Raw genomic sequence first — 19,272 nt, 5'->3', positions numbered from 1 at the left:
GCTGATTTATATTCCTGGGTTGTGCTGTAGACTGTGTCTCATCAGAATTGGTCGGATAGTGATGATTTGATTTTTAGCAAAATGGCTCGTTCCTCAACACTCCAACACTTTAACACTTTAACACTTTAACACTTTAACACACCCCAACACAATCACCCCCCCATAAAGTTGAAGGAAATGCCCAGGAACCCGCCCAGTTCGTATACTGATTTGGTGGGGATGAGGTCCTGGTCGTAGGCGTCGCCTACCTGGTAGCCCTGGGAGATCCGGTTGAGTTTGCCCGTCATAAAACCGGTAGTGAATACGATTCGCTGGCGTTTTCCGACAATTATGCTGGGGCCCAGGAAGTAGTTTTGCAGGCCCGAGTTCTCCGTGCCGAGCCCGATGCCGATACCGAAGGCACCACCGAGCGATACCTGCTTTTTACTTTGCGGATGGAAGTGAATGAAAGAAGTGATGATGGGTGTGAATGAATCCAGATCATCGGCAAAGATCCGACCGTCGCGGGCGTAATACTTCTGCGGTCGCTTGAAAAAGCCGGCAAAACTGATACCTACGCTGGCGTTGATCTTGAGCCCCCCGAAGGTCTCCACTTCCAGATTGGAAAGGGATTTGGGTTTCAATCCTTTTATCAGAGCCGAATCCACGGGTACGAGATTGATCTTGATCTTGGTCAGATCGTCTTCCGGTTTGAGGGTGATCGTTTTTTCGAAGCGATGATCCTTCATCTCCTCGTATATGTAGCGGAGATCCGCAAACTCCTGGATATCTAACTTTTGAATATCGTTGATCTGTGCCTCCATGGTCGCTACCTTTTCCTGGTAAGCTTCCTGCCGTTGGGCCGCCCGGGTGAAGGCACTTTCAAAGGTGGCCTTATCCGTACCCGGCATTTCGAAAGCGAAGAGCAGCTGGGCGATGGAGGACAGTTCCGCGAATTTGCCTTCCAGGCGGGTCGTTTCGGTCTTGTAATCCTTCACCGTGGATCCGATCACCTTTTTGGGGTCCGATTTCTCAAAGAGTTTCTCCAGGTCGAAATCTTCTCCCCTTTCAATATCCAGCACCTGCTCCATGTAATCCATGGAGATCTTTTTAATCATATTCGCCGAAAGATTGGGATTGGTGCGCAGCTGGTAGACCTGGTCTTTTTTGAAGGACGCAAACTGCTGATTCTGGATCTTTTCTTCAATGTCTTCCCCCAGTTCCTCAATATCATTCTCGATGTCGGCCATATCCTCCAGGACCGTTTCAAATCTTTTGCTCAGCCGGATCGCTTCCAGGGAAACCGTGCTTTCGTATTCCACCGCCCCTTCGCGTTCATCGGTCAGGGAATTGGCCTCCAGGCCGAATCCCGATATCCCGAAATTGCCCGCTGCGTCTCCTAATTCCCGGAAGGCATCCCCCATTCCACCGCCACCGAACATTTTACCCATGCCGGAAGAAGGGATCTCGTAGTTTTCCGACTCCGTGCTGACCATCACATCGTAGATGTAGTCATTGTAATTCACAATGTGCAAAACGGCATTGGCTCCCTTCTTCAACTGGGCCCTTTCCACCGTCTGGCCATTTTTTTTGTAGAAAATAGAATCCTTGTAGACATCGTAGTAAATGTGGAGATCCTGAGCAGCAAGGATAATTGGAGCAAAAATTAGAATTACTGCCATCAAGAAGTTTCTCATTGCTTGGGATTTAAGTATTTTTTATTAATTTTCCAATATAGGAATTTTAACAGTTCGGTTTGCATCACTCAAAAAAATGTACAGCCCAGTAAGCAGTTCCCCTCTTCAACAGTCCGCTCTTTTTTTTTATTGAAATGATCGCTACGACCCTGTAGAACTTTATATTTGGCAAGGCTGAAAAAGGTAACCTTTTTCTCCGGTTCTAAATGTAATCAGTAGTCCTTACGGCAGAAGACACTTACACTTCCTGCCGGATTATGCCCATTAAATCATAAAGCATCCTTGCTATGAGCGTCTTATTGCGAACGGTCGTATTTATCCTTTGCGTGGTAACCAGTAGTTCTACCTTTGCCCAGGACAGTTTATTTGCATTCGTGCAGAACGGTCGCTCCCGGGCGCTACCCAAAGAGATCCGGGACCATAAATACGAAACGGCCAAACACCTCTACGACCAGCTCATTCAGGCCCGGGGAGATAGCCGGAAGCCCGTACCGAAGTTCGTCATGAACGCGGGTGAGCGCTACGTAGCCTGGATGAATCCCTTCACTACGGAGATCGGACTGGAGGAAACGGCCTACGATGTATGTACCCGGATGGGAGCCGACTCCCTCAACGCTATGGCGGCCCTGCTGGCCCATGAGATCACCCACTACTACGAAAATCACGACTGGAGCCGGAGTTTTGTCAGCGCCAATAAAAAGCTGGACATCAGCACCAAGATCGGCGAGCTGAACGAAGGACTGAAATTTGAAGTCCAGGCCGACTACCTGGGTGGTATTCTGGCGATCTCCGCCGGCTACAATACCTACAATGTTTTTGATAAATTCCTCAAACAGGCCTACGAAGCTTACGACCTGCCCGCTGCGATCGAAGGTTATCCCAACCTGGAAGAACGGCTGATCACCAGCGCCAGTACGGCCGAAAGGCTCCGGAAACTCCACAACGTTTACCTGATGGCCAATCTGCTGACCCTGCTCGAAGCCCACGCCACTGCCGATCAATACTACCAAAACATCTTGACGGATTTTCAGAGTTATGAGGTCTATAATAATGCCGGGGTCAATGCCTGTCTAGGTGCCATTCACCTGACCGACCCCTTGAAATTGCCGTACGCCTTTCCGCTGGAACTGGATCTGGGTAGCCGACTGGACGGCCTGAACACCCGCGAGATCCACGATGCGGATCAAAAAAAAGCAGAACTGCTCCGGCACGCTGAAAGCTGGTTGAAGAATGCCATCGAACTGGCTCCGGAAAAGCCGATCGGCTATCTGAATCTCGCCATTGTATACACCTTGCGGGAAGCCTGGCTGGACGCTACTTATTTTGCCAGTAAGGCCCTGGCGCTAAGTCAGCAATCCGCTAGTTTCAAACAGTCCGCCGACGCCCAGATCGCACTGGGGATCATCAATGCCCTCCAGGATAAGATCGATGAGGCCCGCACCCAGTTTACGCTGGCTCTGCCCGGCAATCGCGCCCTGGCCCAGGCCAATCTGGCCCGCATTCAGGGACCGCCGGCACCACCGGTGATCGCGACCAAACCCGCTACCGGAGTGGAAACTATTGAGGAGGTGATTTTAGAAGATGTGCTGGCGGAGCCACAGTTCACCATCACTTCCGAACTGCCGAACGAGGTCATCTGCGGCCGACAAAATCTGGAACAGTCGGAGCTGTTGATCCACTACGTCAGCGAAGGGGAGTATGCGCTGTTCCACCAGACTATGCCCAATTACGAGGGCGCTACCCAGAAGGGCATCCGGCTCGGGGATCAGGCCCACGAGATCCTGCGGGCCTACGGGGATCCGCCCAAGACCCTGGAACTGCCGGCGGGGCGTTGCCTGTCTTATCCCGAACAGCACCTACTCTTTCTCTTAAATGACCAAAATCAACTACAGCAATGGATCGTCTACTCAACAAAACTGTAAACATATCGCCATTACCTTCTAAAACTTCAGCTATGAAAAAGCTAATCTGGCTCTTTGTTCTATTTTTTACCATCCATCTCGCTCTACCCGCACAAAACGATCAGGTTCCCGTAGTGTACAGCATCACCGGTAAAGTGAAATATGCTGCCAGTGAAAATGCCAAACTCGAAAAGATCCAGCCCGGCACGGAACTGGCTCCGGGAGGCACCCTGAAGATCTATCCGGGAGCGACCGTCGGTATTTTTTACGATGAAGAGTACGCGGTGGTCAACACCAGCGGCGAGCAGAACGTCGCCGCGATTACCGGCAATGTCAGCCTGTTCCGTGAAAACGACCTGGCTGAACTCATGAGCGGGCAGGTCGACGAAGCTCTCAACCCCTATTTCCAGGTCCGCTCGGGTTTTGCGGAAGCCGGCGACCCACCGCCACCACCGCCCAGCAAACTGGAAAAGGACGGCCACGGTAACAAAGAATACGAGATCATCCGGCTGCAACCCACCGGAGGTAAAGTCAGCGGCAGCGAACTGGGCTTCAGCTGGAAACTGGACGATCCGGAACGCAAACTGAAGAAATTTCGCTTTACGCTGCGTTCGTCGGATGACGAAGTGCTCTGGCAGCAGGAAGTAAAAGGATTTGACCTGGACCTCAACTCTACTGACTATCGCCTAGAAAACGGCAAGACCTACAAGTGGCAGGTAAGCGCTCTGGAAGACCCGGAATTGAATACGCCAAACATCAGTTTTGTCTACGCCGCTCCCGCGGAATTGTCCGAACTCCAGAGAAGTCTGCGGTCCTCCGGTATGTACCAAACGGGTGATCCGGCGGCCAAAATGCTGATGGAAGCCAGTGTACTGGAACAGGCCGGATTTTTGGCCGAAGCCTACGATCGCCTGGCAACCGCAGCGCGGAAAAACAAAAAGAATCAACTGGCTCAGTTGCTTTACGAATCGTTCCGCTGGCGGTACGATATGATCGAATAGCCGAGCGTTGAACTTTTTTCTTCCATTGTCTCCAAAAAGAAACTCATGCCCAGTAAATTATTTGCACTAGTGGCACTACTGTGCCTGCCCGTTCTGGTATGCGCTCAACTTGCGGAACTGGGGTTAAATCTCGGCCATACCGGAGCCATCACCGGTCTGCGGTTTTCTGCGGATGGCCGGTATCTGGTATCCAGTTCCATGGACAATACCATGAAACTCTGGGATGTTCGAAGCGGGAAGTTGCTCAAGACCTCTCCGGAGATCTCCGCTGCGCCCTTCCTGCGAAACTTATTCCTATTTCCGGAACAAAACCTTGTCACTTATTTTTCCGGCTCCATGACCGGCAACTGGTACAACTGGATCTGGAACCTGGAAAGCAATAATTTCTGGGATGGGAATGATCTTAGTCCCAAGCCCGTCGAATCGGACCTGAACAGTTTGCTGAACGACTTAAATGGAGCGCCTTCCGGTCCTCCCGCGCGGGATTACCAGGGTGAATTGCAGTCCGTCACCCAGATCAGGTTTTCCGGTTCCGGCCAGGTGGTCTATTTCACCAACGGGGTCGGTGCGGAACATTATGGTTTTTGCCCCGACGGCATCCACTATTACCAGCGCTCCGGCGACCAGATGAGCCTCCACGGCATTTGGGAGGAACGGTCCGCTCCGCCCGTCACTTTTGCCGGACTGAGCCCGATCATAGCCATTAATAGTAGCGGAGCGTACTTATTCGGCAGTCCGGACGGGCCGGCGGGCCGGCAATTTACCATCTGGCAGATGCAAACCGGGCTCGTTCACGCCCGGGTCAATCTGCCCGATGGTACTTACCTCAACGACATCAGTCCGGACGGTACACATCTGTTGATCACCGATTCCCGGGGGCAATCCGGCTTATTTCATATCGAATCCCAAAAGCTGCTGCCGTTGTTCAGTCGTTATCCGCCGACCCATCTGATCGATCCCGGCAGTCGGCCGGAAAGTCTGGTGTTCAATCAGGCCACTTTCTCCCCTAACGCCCAGTTGGTGGCCCGGGGAGGAGCCGATGGAGCTATTTACCTGCACGACGCCGGGAACGGCCGGTTAAAAACCGTTCTCAAAGCCTATACCGCAGCCGTGCAGCACGCCGAATTCGGGCCGGAGGGCCGGCAGCTCCATTTCCGGCTCAGCGATGGAAGCCACCGCAGTTGGGATCTGGTCAACGGCATTGTCCGTTCCGAGCCGCAACAGCCTCCGCGACCAGGCGTTTCCTTACCCGACGGTGCGCTCGGGATTTCCGAAGACGGGGAACTGAGCGTCCGGATGGGTGCCAACGATCAGTTGGAATTGTGGAACGGGAATGGCGATCGCAAGCTTCGGGACCTGAACGGTGTCCGGGATATCCTGAAATCGGGGAATGCGATAGCAGGAGCGATTTTTTCTCCGGATAAAAACCATATTTTTTTCTGGACTTCTCTGGAGGCCCGGAGAGCGGAAACCTCAAACATCCTCTGGGACATCGAAAAAGGTCAGGGTCAGCAGATTTCCGTGTCTATAAACCTGGGGATCTCCGGTTTGGCATTTTCGCCGGATGGAAATTATCTGCTTATTGGTCATGGGACCGGAGAATTTTCCGTCTTCAACCAAAAAAGCGGTCGTTTCACGCGTTTGGATGGACACCCCAATGCAGTAACCCGGTTTGCGTTCGCTCCGCAGAATAATGCACTGTTTCTTTCGATGACCAATGCTCAGGACGGGACGGTCAAACTCTGGAACCTCGAAAAAGGGGGGCTGATGGCCACCCTGATCAATCTGGCCAGCGAAGACTGGGTGGTTATGACGCCCAACCGCATGTTCGATGCCTCGCCCCGGGCGATGGAGCTGATGTTCTACAAGATCCTTGAGGGCGACCGATCGGAGATCATCGAACTGGAACAATTGAAAAGCCGGTACTACGAGCCCGGCATACTGCAAAAGCTCCTGGGCTATTCTTCCGAGTCGATCCGTTCGGTAGCGGGCCTGGAGCAGGTGGACCTGTATCCGGAAATTGACGCAGTCATTGAGGACGACCAGCTGAAGATAAACCTCCGGGAACGATCCGGTGGTATCGGCGCACTCAGCATTTTCATGAACGGTAAAGAGATCGAGCAGGATGCCAACACCCAACGCCAAACCAGTATCACCTACGATCTGCGACCAAAACAAAACTACCTCTTCCGGCACCCGGACAGCACCAACACGGTCAGCCTGCGGGTCTACAATCGCGATGGCTGGCTAAAAAGCGGGGCGGTCACCCTACCCTACCAACCGACATCCTGGAGCAGAGGCAACGCAAGTGGCGGTGCCAACTGGCGGGGCAAGCTGAACCCCAAAATGTACGTGGTCGCCCTTGGGACTTCCGATTACAGCGGCACCCAACTGGATCTCCAGTATGCCACCCAGGACGCAACCTCCATAGCCCGGGCCATGCAGGCGGTAGGCGCCAACCTGTTTGCCAACGGCGACAGCATCGAAGTCTACGCGCTGACCACCGCGGCGGCCGGGTCGACCGGGCTGGAAGGCACTCCCGTCCGCTGGCAGCTTGCCAATAAAGAAAATTTCAGGGCCACCCTGCAGGTGATCCAAAAGAAAGCCAAGGCGGAGGACGTCCTGCTGGTATACCTGTCCGGGCACGGCCTCACCTACGGCAGTGCCGAACAATCCCAATTCTATTACCTCACCGGCAGTGTGGCCAGTGAAGGAATGATCAGCGACAAACAGGTCCGCGACCAGTATACCATCTCCAGTGGTGAACTCACCGATTGGATCAACGAGATCCCGGCCCTCAAGCAGGTCCTGATCATCGACGCCTGCAATTCCGGAAAAGTGGTGGAAAACCTCACCGGGAATACGCGGGCCCTGAATTCCAGTCAGATCCGGGCCATGGATCGCATGAAGGACCGCACCGGCATGTTTGTGCTTTCCGGCAGTGCGGCGGATAAGGTGAGTTATGAATCTACCGTTTACGGGCAGGGGCTACTTACGTATTCCCTCCTACAGGGAATGAAAGGAGTAGCAACCCGAAGGACTGCCGACGGGGACTATGTTGATGTCATGAAACTGTTCCAGCACGCCCGGGATGAAGTACCGCGTCTGGCCGCAACCATTAATGGCATACAGACCCCCATGCTCGGTTTTCCGGCAGCAGGTGCAAGTTTCGACATCGGTATTTTCAATAATACCGTCAACATTCCTATCGGAAAGGAAAAACCAACCCTGATCCGTTCCCTGCTGATGAATAAGGACAAACTACAAGATGATCTGAATTTGGTTGAACTGATAGAAATGGTCTTTCGGGAAGAAACCGAAGAAGGCAGCGACGGCAACCTGAACTACGCTGATCTCAACAAACTTCCCGGCGCCTATTCCCTGGGGGGACTGTACACGGTCAATGGAGGTAACATCAGCATCGATCTTAAATTATTTAAAGATGGAAAAGATCCGGTGAACCTGGAGATTCCGGAAACCAATGATCCCAAACGACTGGTCCGGTATATTATCAGGCAAGTAAAGAAAGTACTGGCCGCGCGCAGCAACTGATAAGCCTTAGAAAATGCACTACTGCAACAACCGTCGCTACCTGCCAGCAATCGCTCCTGATTCCGGCAATTGGGTTAAGCGACGCTTGCGGTACAACTTATCCATTTAAAAATAGATGGGAGGTGCTAACTTTCTCTAATCCAAACCCAGTAAAGCATGAAACGTTTATTTTATCTTTTACCCCTGCTCCTCCCTCTGGTCATTCAGGCCCAACGACCTGAACTGATGGTACCTAAAGGGCACGCCAGTTATATCAGTGCAGTGGCTTATTCTCCGGACGGACAACTCATCCTCACCGGCAGCGAAGATAATACGGCCATATTATGGGACCGTAAAGGCCGGCAACTAAAAACCCTCCGCGGCCATCAGGAGGGCGTAACTGCAGTAGCTTTTTCGCCAAAAGGCAAAAACATCCTGACCGGCAGCCGGGACAAAACCGCCAAATTATGGAGCCTGGACGGTAAAGAATTACAGACTTTTGAAGGCCACTGGTCGGAAATTCTGACCGTAGCTTTTTCACCGGACGGAAATGAAATAGTCACGGGAAGCGACGACCAGACTACCCGTCGCTGGAACCTGGAAGGTCAGGAGCTGCAGAAATTAGATAATCATACAGATTATGTACGCGCCGGGGTCTATGATGTCGAAGTTTCTCCCGACAGCGGTAAATATATCGCGGCCGGAAGCGGTGTAGATACCATCCTGCTCTGGAATCCAGAAGGTAAAGTGGAAAAGATCATCAAAGGATTTCGTTTTGCATTCTCTCCGGGCGGAGATTCTTTGGTCACCATAAAAGGAAATACTGTAAGTATCTGGAACACTGCCGGAGAAGAGTTGAATACATTTCAGGGTCATACTCAGCGCATCAAAGACGTCGCCTTTGCTCCCGACGGGGAACACATCCTTACGGCCAGCGAAGACAGAACGGCCATTCTTTGGGATCTAAACGGCACTGCCGTACAGACTTTCCGTGGACATGAACACCATCTTTCCACCGTCGCTTTCTCTCCGGACGGACAACGCGTGCTTACGGCCAGTCTGGATAAAACGGCTAGGATCTGGAATCTGCAGGGGCACCCCCAGGCTACTTTGAGGGGATATTCGCCCGCTATCAGTGATTTTGACCTCTCGAATGACGGTGAAAAAATTGTGCTGGGAGCATTGGATACCACCATTAGGATCTTTGATCTAAAGGAAAATCAATTGTCGGGCTTCCCATTGCAATTGGGGTTTGATACCGACCTGGGCAATGTATATGATGTTGAATTTTCACCAGATGGAAATTCCGTTTTGACCGCAACCCCCTACCCGACACTGGAACGTTACGATATGCAGGGAAAGGTGTTGAATCGATTCACGACCTACGCCGCAGATTACAGCGGGGCACCATCGGCCACTTTTTCGCCGAAAGGTGATCTCGTCCTTATTGGTGGAGGCAGTGAGGATTATTTCGCCAGAACCTGGGACACCAATGGTGAACAAAAAAGTGTTTTCGAAGGACATCAGTACAGTATTTCTTCGGTTGCCTTTTCACCAACCGGGGATACCGTTCTTACCGGCAGTAGTGACAAAACTGCTAAATTATGGGACCTCGAAGGGCACGAATTAGTAAGCCTCGAAGGGCACGAGCATTTCATTTCTACTGCCGTTTTTTCCCCGGACGGGAAGCAGATCCTTACGGGAGGTTTTGATCAGGTTGCAAAGCTTTGGAACCTGGATGGTACGGTAGAACGGACCTTTACTGGTCATACCAGCTGGCTAAACGCCGTAGCGTTCTCTCCCGACCAGCAACAGATCCTGACCTGTAGTGGAGATCAGACGGCTAAAGTCTGGGACCTGAACGGCCAGGAGTTGTTTACGCTGCGGGGGCATTCTAATGGCGTTTTATTTGCCGATTACCTGCAAAATGGCAAGTATATAATCACCACCAGTAGCGATCAGACACTCCGACTTTGGTCTCCGGTAAATGGCGAGGAAATAGCCACTTTTTACTTTATCAACGACTACGACTGGGTGCTTACCACCCCATCCGGCTTATTTGATGCTTCGGATGGTGCTATGGCAAATATGTTCTATGTGGATTATTCCACCGGAAAGTACACAGTAATTGCTCTTGAACAGCTTAAATATCGCTACTGGGAACCCGGTTTGCTCCAGAAGATACTGGGCTTCTCCAACCAGCCGATCCGCTCGGTGGAAGGTCTGGACCAAATAGCGCTCTATCCCGACCTGAGCCCATCCATTGAACAGGATCAACTCAAGATCCAAATCCAGGAAAGATCCGGAGGCATAGGTATACTCAGTGTTTTTGTCAATGGCAAAGAAGTAGCCCGGGATATAAATCCCCAGCGCCAAAACCAGGTTTCCTATGACCTGAGCCAGGCGAAAAAATATCTGTTTCATCACCCGGATAGTGTAAATCACATCGGCCTGGTTGCCTTCAATGAAGCCGGATGGCTGAAGAGTAATTTTATCGAGCTGGAATATCGTCCTGCTAAATCGGCAAAAGGTGAAGGGGACAGTAGTAATTCCGGATGGGTAGGCCAATCCAATCCCAAAATGTATGTGGTCAGCATCGGAACTTCGGATTATGCGGCCCCTGGTATGAACCTGAAGTTTGCCAATCAGGATGCGACGAGTATAGCCCTGTCTATGCAATCCGTTGGGGGCAATTTGTTTGCCAATGGCGACAGTCTCGAAGTGTACTGCCTGACAACTTCAACCCAGGATTCTACCGACCTGTCGGGCAGTTCGGTGCACTGGCAGTTCGCCAATAAAGAAAATATCAAGTCCACTCTGGAGCTCATTAAAACCAGGGCAAAAGCCGAGGATATCCTACTGGTTTACCTTTCCGGACATGGAAAAACCTATGGAGACGGAGAAAATGCTCAGTTCTACTACCTGACCACCAGTATTGCCAGCGAGGACATGATCAAGGTAGAAGATATCCGCAATAAATACACCGTTTCGAGTGATGAACTGACCCAATGGATCAACCAGATAGCCGCCCTCAAGCAGGTATTGATCATCGATGCCTGTAATTCGGGTAAGGTGGTGGAAAACCTCACCGGGGGAGCCCGTAACCTAAATTCCAGCCAGATCCTTGCCCTGGACCGGATGAAAGACCGCACCGGCATGTTTGTCCTTTCCGGTAGTGCGGCCGATAAGGTAAGTTACGAGGCGAGCGAATACGGGCAGGGTCTGCTGACGTATTCCCTGCTGCAGGGTATGGTAGGGGTAGCTACCAGACGTACGGCCGTTGGAGATTATGTGGATGTCATGAAGCTCTTCCAATACGCCCGCAACGAAGTGCCGCGCCTGGCCGCTACGATCAATGGCATACAAACGCCCATGCTGGGATTCCCCACTACCGGGGCCAGCTTTGACATTGGTATTGTAAAGGACCCCGGCAGCATCCTGATCAATAAAAAGAAACCCGTTCTGATCCGGTCGGTCTTCCTAAATCAAACGCTGCTGGATGATGACCTGGGCCTGATCGAATTGCTGGAAAAAAAATTCCGGGAGGAAACCGAGAGGGGTAAAAAAGCCGACCTGATCTACGTGGACACCAATCAGTATCCCGGAGCCTATTCGGTAAAGGGGCTGTATACCATTAAAGAGGGTATGATCAGTATCCGGCTTAAATTATTTGGAAATGATGAGCCGCAGGAACTGAACATTGACCCGACGGATGACCCCGAACGCCTGGTCCAGAATATTTTAAAAGCGGTGAAAAAGGGCATACAAGAAACAGAGTAGATATGCTGATCCAGCCCGCGGTATAGTTTAAATTACAAACGTCATTAGACCATAAAAACACAATGAATAAACTCTTGTCCTTAAGCCTTCTTTTATTAACCATCGCGGCTGCCGCCCAGAAACCCCGGCTTGGCCTGCCCAACGGTCATACCGACCACGTGAGCGGTTTGCTCTTTTCCAAAGACGGTGCCTTACTGGTATCGTCCAGCTACGATAAAAGCCTGAAGCTTTGGGACGTGCATAGCGGCAAACTGCTCAAGACCTCTCCGCATATGAGTACGACCATACTGGGGTCCCTCAGCGCTTCGGAAGATCTGCGCTATGTGGAATACAGCCGGGGATGGACGGACGGGCGGGCCCGGGTATATGATTTCAACCACCCGGAACAGCGGGACATGCTGTCAGAAGAATTCGACGGGCCGCCCCGCTATAACCGCCTGGCCCCGCCCATCAAGTCTCCTCCCGGCGACGTGGAACTCCCGGAAGGATTCGAACTGGAAGACGTCAGTCCGGACGGGAAATACCTTTTGCTGGCTAATAGCAACAGTCGGGTCATCCTTTACGAACATGCGACCCAAAAAACCGTCCGGGGCTATAACCTGCCCGGGGAAACCGAGGAGGAGAATTCATTTTTGACGCACCCCGATAACAAGATCTCTCCGGATGGTACCATTATAGCCCGGGGCCGTGGTGACGGAACCATTATTTTACAGGATCTGCAGACCGGCCAACTGATCCGCCGTCTGGAAAGTCATACCCGCCCACCGGTTAAGTTGCAATTTGCAACCGAGGACTCGCAATTGATCTGGACGACCTGGGAAGGAAAAACCCGGATCTGGGATTTCAAATCGAGCCGGATCATTGAACAACCCCAGCTCCCGGCCGAGGAGCAACCACTCCCGCAACCGGCTGATGAACTACCTCCTATAAATATCCTGGGCGTTTCTCCGGATGGCAAACTGGGCGTAAGTGTCGAAAGAATGGATAATGACTTCGGAAGATATCTCCTGGCTGAACTTTGGGGCCTACCGGGCCTGGCCCCGATCAAGACGCTTGATCAGGGTCCGTATACTGGACAGGATCTCAAACAGGTTATCTTTTCGGCTGACCAGCAACGGTTTCTCCTATTCACGGACCACGAGTTAAAGGACGGAACGGTGGCTTACGTGTGGGATATACCATCGGGCCGGATGCTGTACCGGTACGAGGAACCCTCCAACAGCTACACGACCGCCGGAGCGCTTTCCGCGGACGGCAGTCTGCTGGCGCTGGGCAACTGGACCCACCATATTTATCTGCACGATGTGAATACCGGTCAGCGGATCCATACCTTTACCGGCCACAAAGGCGAGATCACCGGCCTGGCTTTTTCATCCGATAGCAAAATGATGGCTTCCGGATCGACCGACGGTACCGTAAAACTCTGGGATCTGACTACCCGGCAGGAAATCGCCACCCTACTGAATATCGATGAAGCGGACTGGGTGGTTATGAGCCCAAATGGCCTTTTTGATGCCTCCCAACAGGCTATGAATCTGCTGTATTATATCATCGAGGACAAGGGTAAGCAGGAGGTTATCGAACTGGAACAACTCAAATCCCGCTACTACGAGCCGGGACTGCTGCAAAAGTTACTCGCTTATTCCGACGAACGGATCCGGCCCGTCGAGAATCTGGAAGCGGTCAAGCTTTACCCCAAAGTCCAATCCAGGATTAACCAGGGTGTCCTGCAAATTGAGCTCGAAGAACGCAACGGCGGCATCGGCAAGGTCAGCATTTTCATCAACGGTAAGGAAGTGGCGGAAGACGCCAATCCCCCCGGCCGAGGAGAAAATGCCCGGCGGGCCAGTCGGATCAACTTTGACCTCAGGCCTTTTGAAAATTACTTTCTACACCATCCGGACAGCACCAACATCATCAGTATCCGGGCCTACAACGAGGAAGGCTGGCTGAAGAGTCCGGCCATCCAGCTGGAGTACCGGGTACCGGCCGCCCGCAGCCGGGGAAGCGGAAGTTCAGGAGGCGGTTCCGCTCAGGTCGGTCAATTGACGCCCAAACTATACGTGGTCTCCATCGGCACCTCCGATTATACCGGTACCAAACTGGATCTTCGCTTTGCCGACCAGGACGCGACCATGATGGCCCGGGCCCTGGAATCGGTGGGTACGGCCCTGTTCACCAACGGCAGCGGTCTGGAAGTTCATTGCCTCTCCACCGCGCAGGAAGGCGCGAGCGGACTGGCGGGCACACGCATCGACTGGCAATTTGCCGATAAAACCAATATCGAAGCCATTTTCAGGTCCATCAAACAAAAAGCCCGGGCGGAAGATGTGATCGTGGTCTACCTTTCGGGGCACGGTGTGACCTACGGTGGCGCCGAGCAGGCCCAGTTCCACTACCTTACCCAGGGCATTGCCAGTGAGGATCTGAGTGATGCTGCCATTCGCAAAGCCTATACCATTTCCAGCGATGAACTCACCCACTGGATCAACGATATTCCCGCCCTGAAGCAGGTACTCATCATCGACGCCTGCAATTCCGGCCAGATCGTTGAAAACCTGACCGGCGGTACCAAGGCCCTCAATTCCAGTCAGATCCGCGCGCTGGATCGCATGAAGGACCGCACCGGTATGTTCGTGCTCTCCGGCAGCGCTTCGGACAAGGTCAGCTACGAGGCCAGCGAATACGGTCAGGGACTGCTCACCTACGCCCTGCTGCAGGGTATGCTGGGTGTAGCTACCCGCCAGACGGCCGAAGGCAACTATATCGATGTGATGAAGTTATTCCAGCACGCCCGCGATGAAGTGCCCCGGCTGGCCGCCACCATCAACGGTATCCAAACGCCCATGCTGGGCTTTCCGCAGACCGGGGACAGTTTCGATATCGGCATCGTGGACGAAAACGCCAATATTCCCATCGGCAGTAAAAAACCGGTCATGATCCGCTCCAATTTCCTGAATCAGGTGACCCTTAAAGATGATCTGGGGCTGGTCAGCCTACTGGAAGCGGAATTTCGGTCGGAAACGGAAAAGGGAAAAAATGCCGACCTGATCTACGTGGATGTCATGAAGTATCCGGGAGCGTATGCGCTGAGTGGACTGTACAGCATAACGGGAACGGAGATCCGTACGACCATCAAACTTTTTAAAAATGGAGAAGATCCAATGGATCTGCAGATCCCGCCGACGGATGATCCCGACCGGCTGGTAAAGTTAGTGCTGAGGGAGGTAAAAAGGGCTATTCGGTAATGGATGCCGTCCACTTTTTGGGGACCGATCAGCGTAAAAAGTATAAGCTAAAATGATGAAACTTCGACCCTATTCCGTAAAAAAGGTCTTTTTTCTCGTGGTAAATGTATTCCCGCTGCTCCTGGCGGCCCAGCAGGCCCGTTTGTATTTTCCGCAAAAGCTCTCCGAGGGTATTCACGAAGTAGATATCTCGGCAAACGGAACCGTTATTTCTACCTTCATGAATAATGAGTTCCGCTTTTGGGATGTAGCTACCGGCAAACTTATTTCCAACTTCCCCCTGCCCACCGATTACGTTTTCAGTCGGGGTTTCGGCAGTTATTGTGAAATGATGCCGGATGGCTCCGGCATCATTTATACCAGCGTCGGTCTGGATAACTATCCCCAAATACAGTTCTGGGACAGGGATAAACAAAAAAGGGGCGTACTGACTACTGCTCCCAGAGGATATTTTTCTGCCGATGGCAACTTCCTTTTTACCAAAGAGTACGATCCCGGGGGAACCGGCGATTTGTACGATTATCAGATTAAATGTTATCCGATCGCCGAGCGGGAAGGCCCCGAAGAGAGCCAGTTGTTCGTACACGAAAAGGCCGAACTCTTTCCGCTCCCCATCCATCCGTTGCAGGTTTTGATCGTAGAATCGGACCAGGAGGATATCCTCGACCCTGAGTTCCAATACAGCCTGAGTCTTATTGACTTTAAAAAGTCGGAAAAAAGCACCTTCACTCCGGTCTTTACGCATAAGCCGATCGTGGTGGATCTGATGACCACCCAGCCGATCGCCGTATTGAACACCGGAGAAGCGGAGCAAGCGCACCTGAAACTCTTTAACTATGAACAGGGCAAATTCGGTCGGGACCTTGGCCCGTACCCCGGAGTTCCGGTTTGCACCACCTTATCCCCGGATGAACGCTATCTCTACGCCTTACTCGATAACGGTCAGATCGTACAGCAGGATCTCACGACCGGCCGGCCACCGGAACTATTGATCGAAGTTGATCTGTACCTTTACTCCGGGCCGGATATCGAGATCTTTTCCCCTGTCCTGAAAAACACCTCGGGCGGATTGATAGGGCTCTTTAAATCCGGTGAGCACCAGCTTGAAGCCTGGAATATCGATCGGGGCCAAAAGATCTGGGAACAGGCCGTCACCACGGTGCAGGAGAATTACGACGATCAGTTGGATCAGATCCTCCCCTTCCGGGCTCCGGGTCGTGAACCTGCGGTTTTAATCGCCGACAGGCAGGGAAATATTCTGGTCAGGGATCTGCAATCTGGACGGATCACCCAATCGTTTGAATACGGCTATCCGGTGGAACCCCGGGAAGCCGGCCTGGATCCGGATGGAAAACTTCGGATCCGGGCCGATGGTAAACAATGGTCGTTCGATCTGCCGTCCGGCCGCCTCACTCCATTACCCGCTCCTTCGGATAACTCAACATTGCAGCACCAGTTTGCATTACCGGACGGACGCCGGATTGATTTGAAGATCAATGGCTTTGATTACAGTATCCAACTCGTCGATCAGAGCCAGGATCAATTACTGGCGAAGCTTTACCTGCTCAACGACCGGGAGTGGGTGATCATCAAGCCGGATGGGTTATTTGATGCCTCACCGGGTGCCATGAACCTACTGTACTATGTCGTCGATCTGGAGATCATCGAACTGGATCAACTCAAAGGCCGGTACTTCGAACCGGGTTTGCTGCAAAAATTGCTGGGCTACTCACCGGAACGCCTACGCTCGGTGGAAGGCATGAACCAACTAATGCTCTACCCCAAATTAAGCGCCCAGATCGAAGGGGAACAACTCCAGGTACAACTGACCGAAAGAAATGGCGGCATCGGCCCCGTTAGCGTGTTCGTCAATGGAAAAGAAGTGGAAAGAGATGTCAATCCGGATCGCAAAACAGCGTTTTCCTATAATCTGAGCGGCACCCACCATCTGCTGCTGCGGCACCCCGACAGTACCAATATTGTCAGTCTGCGGGCTTTCAATGAGGCCGGTTGGCTGAAAGGCCCTTCCGTAGAACTGGTCTATCGCCCCGCCGCCCGGGCAAAGGGTAATGGCTCCGGTGCGGAAAATTCCTGGGAAGCCAGTCTGGATCCCAAAATGTACGTGGTTTCCATTGGAACCTCCGACTACAACGGGGATCAGCTGGACCTGCAGTTCGCCGCTCAGGATGCCCTGGCGATGGCCAAAGCCCTACAGTCCGTAGGCGCCAATCTTTTTGCGAACGGAGATAGTATTGAAGTGCACTGTCTGAGTACGGTGCCGGCCACCGAGACCGGTCTGGAGGCGACGCCCATCCACTGGCAATTTGCCAGTAAAGCCAACATTGAAAGCACCCTGAAGGACATCCGCCGGCGAGCCAAAGCGGAAGATGTATTACTGGTTTATTTATCCGGTCACGGCCTTACCTACGGCGCGAGCGAAGCGGCACAGTTTTACTACCTGACGCACGATGTCAACAGTGAAGATATGCTCAGCGATCCGGACGCCCGGGCCCGCTACACCGTTTCCACGGAAGAACTGACCGCCTGGCTCAAAGACATCGCCGCCCTCAAACAGGTACTGATCATCGATGCCTGTAATTCCGGGAAGGTCATCGACAACCTGACCAGTACGACCCGCAGCCTCAATTCCAGTCAGATCCGGGCCCTCGATCGTATGAAGGACCGTACCGGCACCTTCATCCTGTCCGGCAGTGCAGCGGATAAGGTCAGTTACGAAGCCTCCGAATACGGCCAGGGTTTGCTCACCTACGCCCTGTTGCAGGGCATGCTGGGCGTAGCCACCCGCAATACGGCCGATGGGGATTACGTGGACGTGATGAAATTATTCCAGTACGCCGCCGATGAAGTGCCGCGTCTGGCTACCAGCATCAACGGTATCCAATCGCCTATGTTGGGATTTCCCAGCACCGGTGCCAGCTTCGACATCGGCATTTTTGACGAACGGGTCGACATCTCGATCGGTAACAAAAAACCGGTCGTCAACTGGATACGCTTCCTCAACCGGGAAACCATTACTGACGACCAGGGGATAGAGGTCCGGCTGAGAGAAAAGTTGGCCCGGGAAACGGAAAAAGGGAAAGATGCAGATCTGCTTTTTGTGGAAATAAATAATTACCCGAACGGATATACCCTCAACGGCCTGTATTCGGTCGATGCCCGGGGGATCATCCATACGGACATCCGGCTGATCCGGGGGAACGAACCGCCTATTATACTGGAGGTGGAAGCTACCGATGATGTGGAACGACTGGTGCAGTATATTTTCCGGAAAGTGAAGCCGATGTTGCATCAGGAGTGACCGAAGGAAAGACTTTCAAGACCTACAAGACCTTCTAAGTTTTGAAAACTTAGAAGGTCTAAGCCACTACTAAAAACATCCGGTATATCCAGGTGAAAATCAATGATAGCATGAAAAATCTTTTTTTATTATTCGCTCTGTGGGGTACGGCTAGCCTGTTGGGGCAAAAGCCGGTGTTGGTGGTACCGATTGGGCATACAAAAGATATCAGTTCTGTAGCCTTCTCTCCCAATGGGAAGTCAATACTTACAGGATCACATGATAACACCGCAATACTATGGAACCTGGAGCGGCGGGAAATCAAAAGATTTGAAGAGCATTCAGAGCCGGTCACTTCCGTAGCCTTCTCCCCCAACGGACAATTCATCCTCACCGGATCACCGGATCGTACCGCAATACTGTGGGACCTGGAGGGACAGATAATCAAAAGATTTGAAGGGCATTCAGGGCCGGTTTGGTCCGTGGCCTTCTCCCCCAACGGACAATTCATCCTCACCGGATCCGGTGATGGTACCGCAATACTGTGGGACCTGGAGGGACAGAAAATCAAAACATTTGAAGGGCATTCAGAGCTGGTTTGGTCCGTGGCCTTCTCCCCCAACGGGCAATTCATCCTCACCGGATCCTTTGATGGTACCGCAATACTGTGGGACCTGGAGGGACAGAAAATCAAAACATTTGAAGGGCATTCAGAGCAGGTTTGGTCCGTGGCCTTCTCCCCCAACGGGCAATTCATCCTCACCGGATCCTTTGATGGTACCGCAATACTGTGGGACCTGGAGGGACAGAAAATCAAAACATTTGAAGGGCATTCAG

General features: G+C 52.5%; 8 protein-coding genes. 7 read left to right on the top strand and 1 reads right to left on the bottom strand.

Translation table 11 applies throughout. The features are described from left to right. Positions 1–152: 152 nt before the first annotated feature. Positions 153–1,676, bottom strand: coding sequence for a coiled-coil domain-containing protein (locus CRP01_RS03540; protein ID WP_143473252.1), 1,524 nt, complete (start codon positions 1,674–1,676; stop codon positions 153–155). A 287-nt stretch (positions 1,677–1,963) separates the two neighbouring features. On the opposite strand from CRP01_RS03540, the gene CRP01_RS03535 reads away from it, so the two are divergent. The 7 genes from CRP01_RS03535 to CRP01_RS03505 all read left to right on the top strand — a co-directional run. Further along, positions 1,964–3,598, top strand: coding sequence for a M48 family metalloprotease (locus tag CRP01_RS03535; protein WP_099148624.1), 1,635 nt, complete (start codon positions 1,964–1,966; stop codon positions 3,596–3,598). A 32-nt stretch (positions 3,599–3,630) separates the two neighbouring features. Beyond that, entirely contained in the window at positions 3,631–4,578 is a 948-nt protein-coding gene (locus tag CRP01_RS03530) for a DUF928 domain-containing protein (RefSeq protein WP_099148623.1), read from the top strand. A 45-nt stretch (positions 4,579–4,623) separates the two neighbouring features. Beyond that, a complete protein-coding gene (locus CRP01_RS03525) occupies positions 4,624–8,130 on the top strand; it encodes a caspase family protein (RefSeq protein ID WP_099148622.1) in 3,507 nt (1,168 codons plus the stop codon). A 156-nt stretch (positions 8,131–8,286) separates the two neighbouring features. After that, positions 8,287–11,889, top strand: coding sequence for an eIF2A-related protein (locus CRP01_RS03520; RefSeq protein WP_099148621.1), 3,603 nt, complete (start codon positions 8,287–8,289; stop codon positions 11,887–11,889). Between the two features lie 62 nt (positions 11,890–11,951). Beyond that, positions 11,952–15,137: a WD40 domain-containing protein gene (locus tag CRP01_RS03515; protein ID WP_099148620.1), complete on the top strand. Its 3,186-nt coding sequence runs from the start codon at positions 11,952–11,954 to the stop codon at positions 15,135–15,137. Between the two features lie 52 nt (positions 15,138–15,189). Further along, a complete protein-coding gene (locus tag CRP01_RS03510) occupies positions 15,190–18,456 on the top strand; it encodes a caspase family protein (protein ID WP_099148619.1) in 3,267 nt (1,088 codons plus the stop codon). 110 nt (positions 18,457–18,566) lie between these two features. Beyond that, a partial coding sequence (locus CRP01_RS03505; RefSeq protein WP_143473250.1) for a WD40 repeat domain-containing protein occupies positions 18,567–19,272 on the top strand: 706 nt, incomplete at its 3' end.

It is taken from the genome of Flavilitoribacter nigricans DSM 23189 = NBRC 102662 (genome assembly GCF_002646595.1).
GTDB classification, from domain to species: domain Bacteria; phylum Bacteroidota; class Bacteroidia; order Chitinophagales; family Saprospiraceae; genus Flavilitoribacter; species Flavilitoribacter nigricans.
Note: the sequence above shows the minus strand (reverse complement) of the source record. Positions and strands in the feature narration are given on the sequence as shown.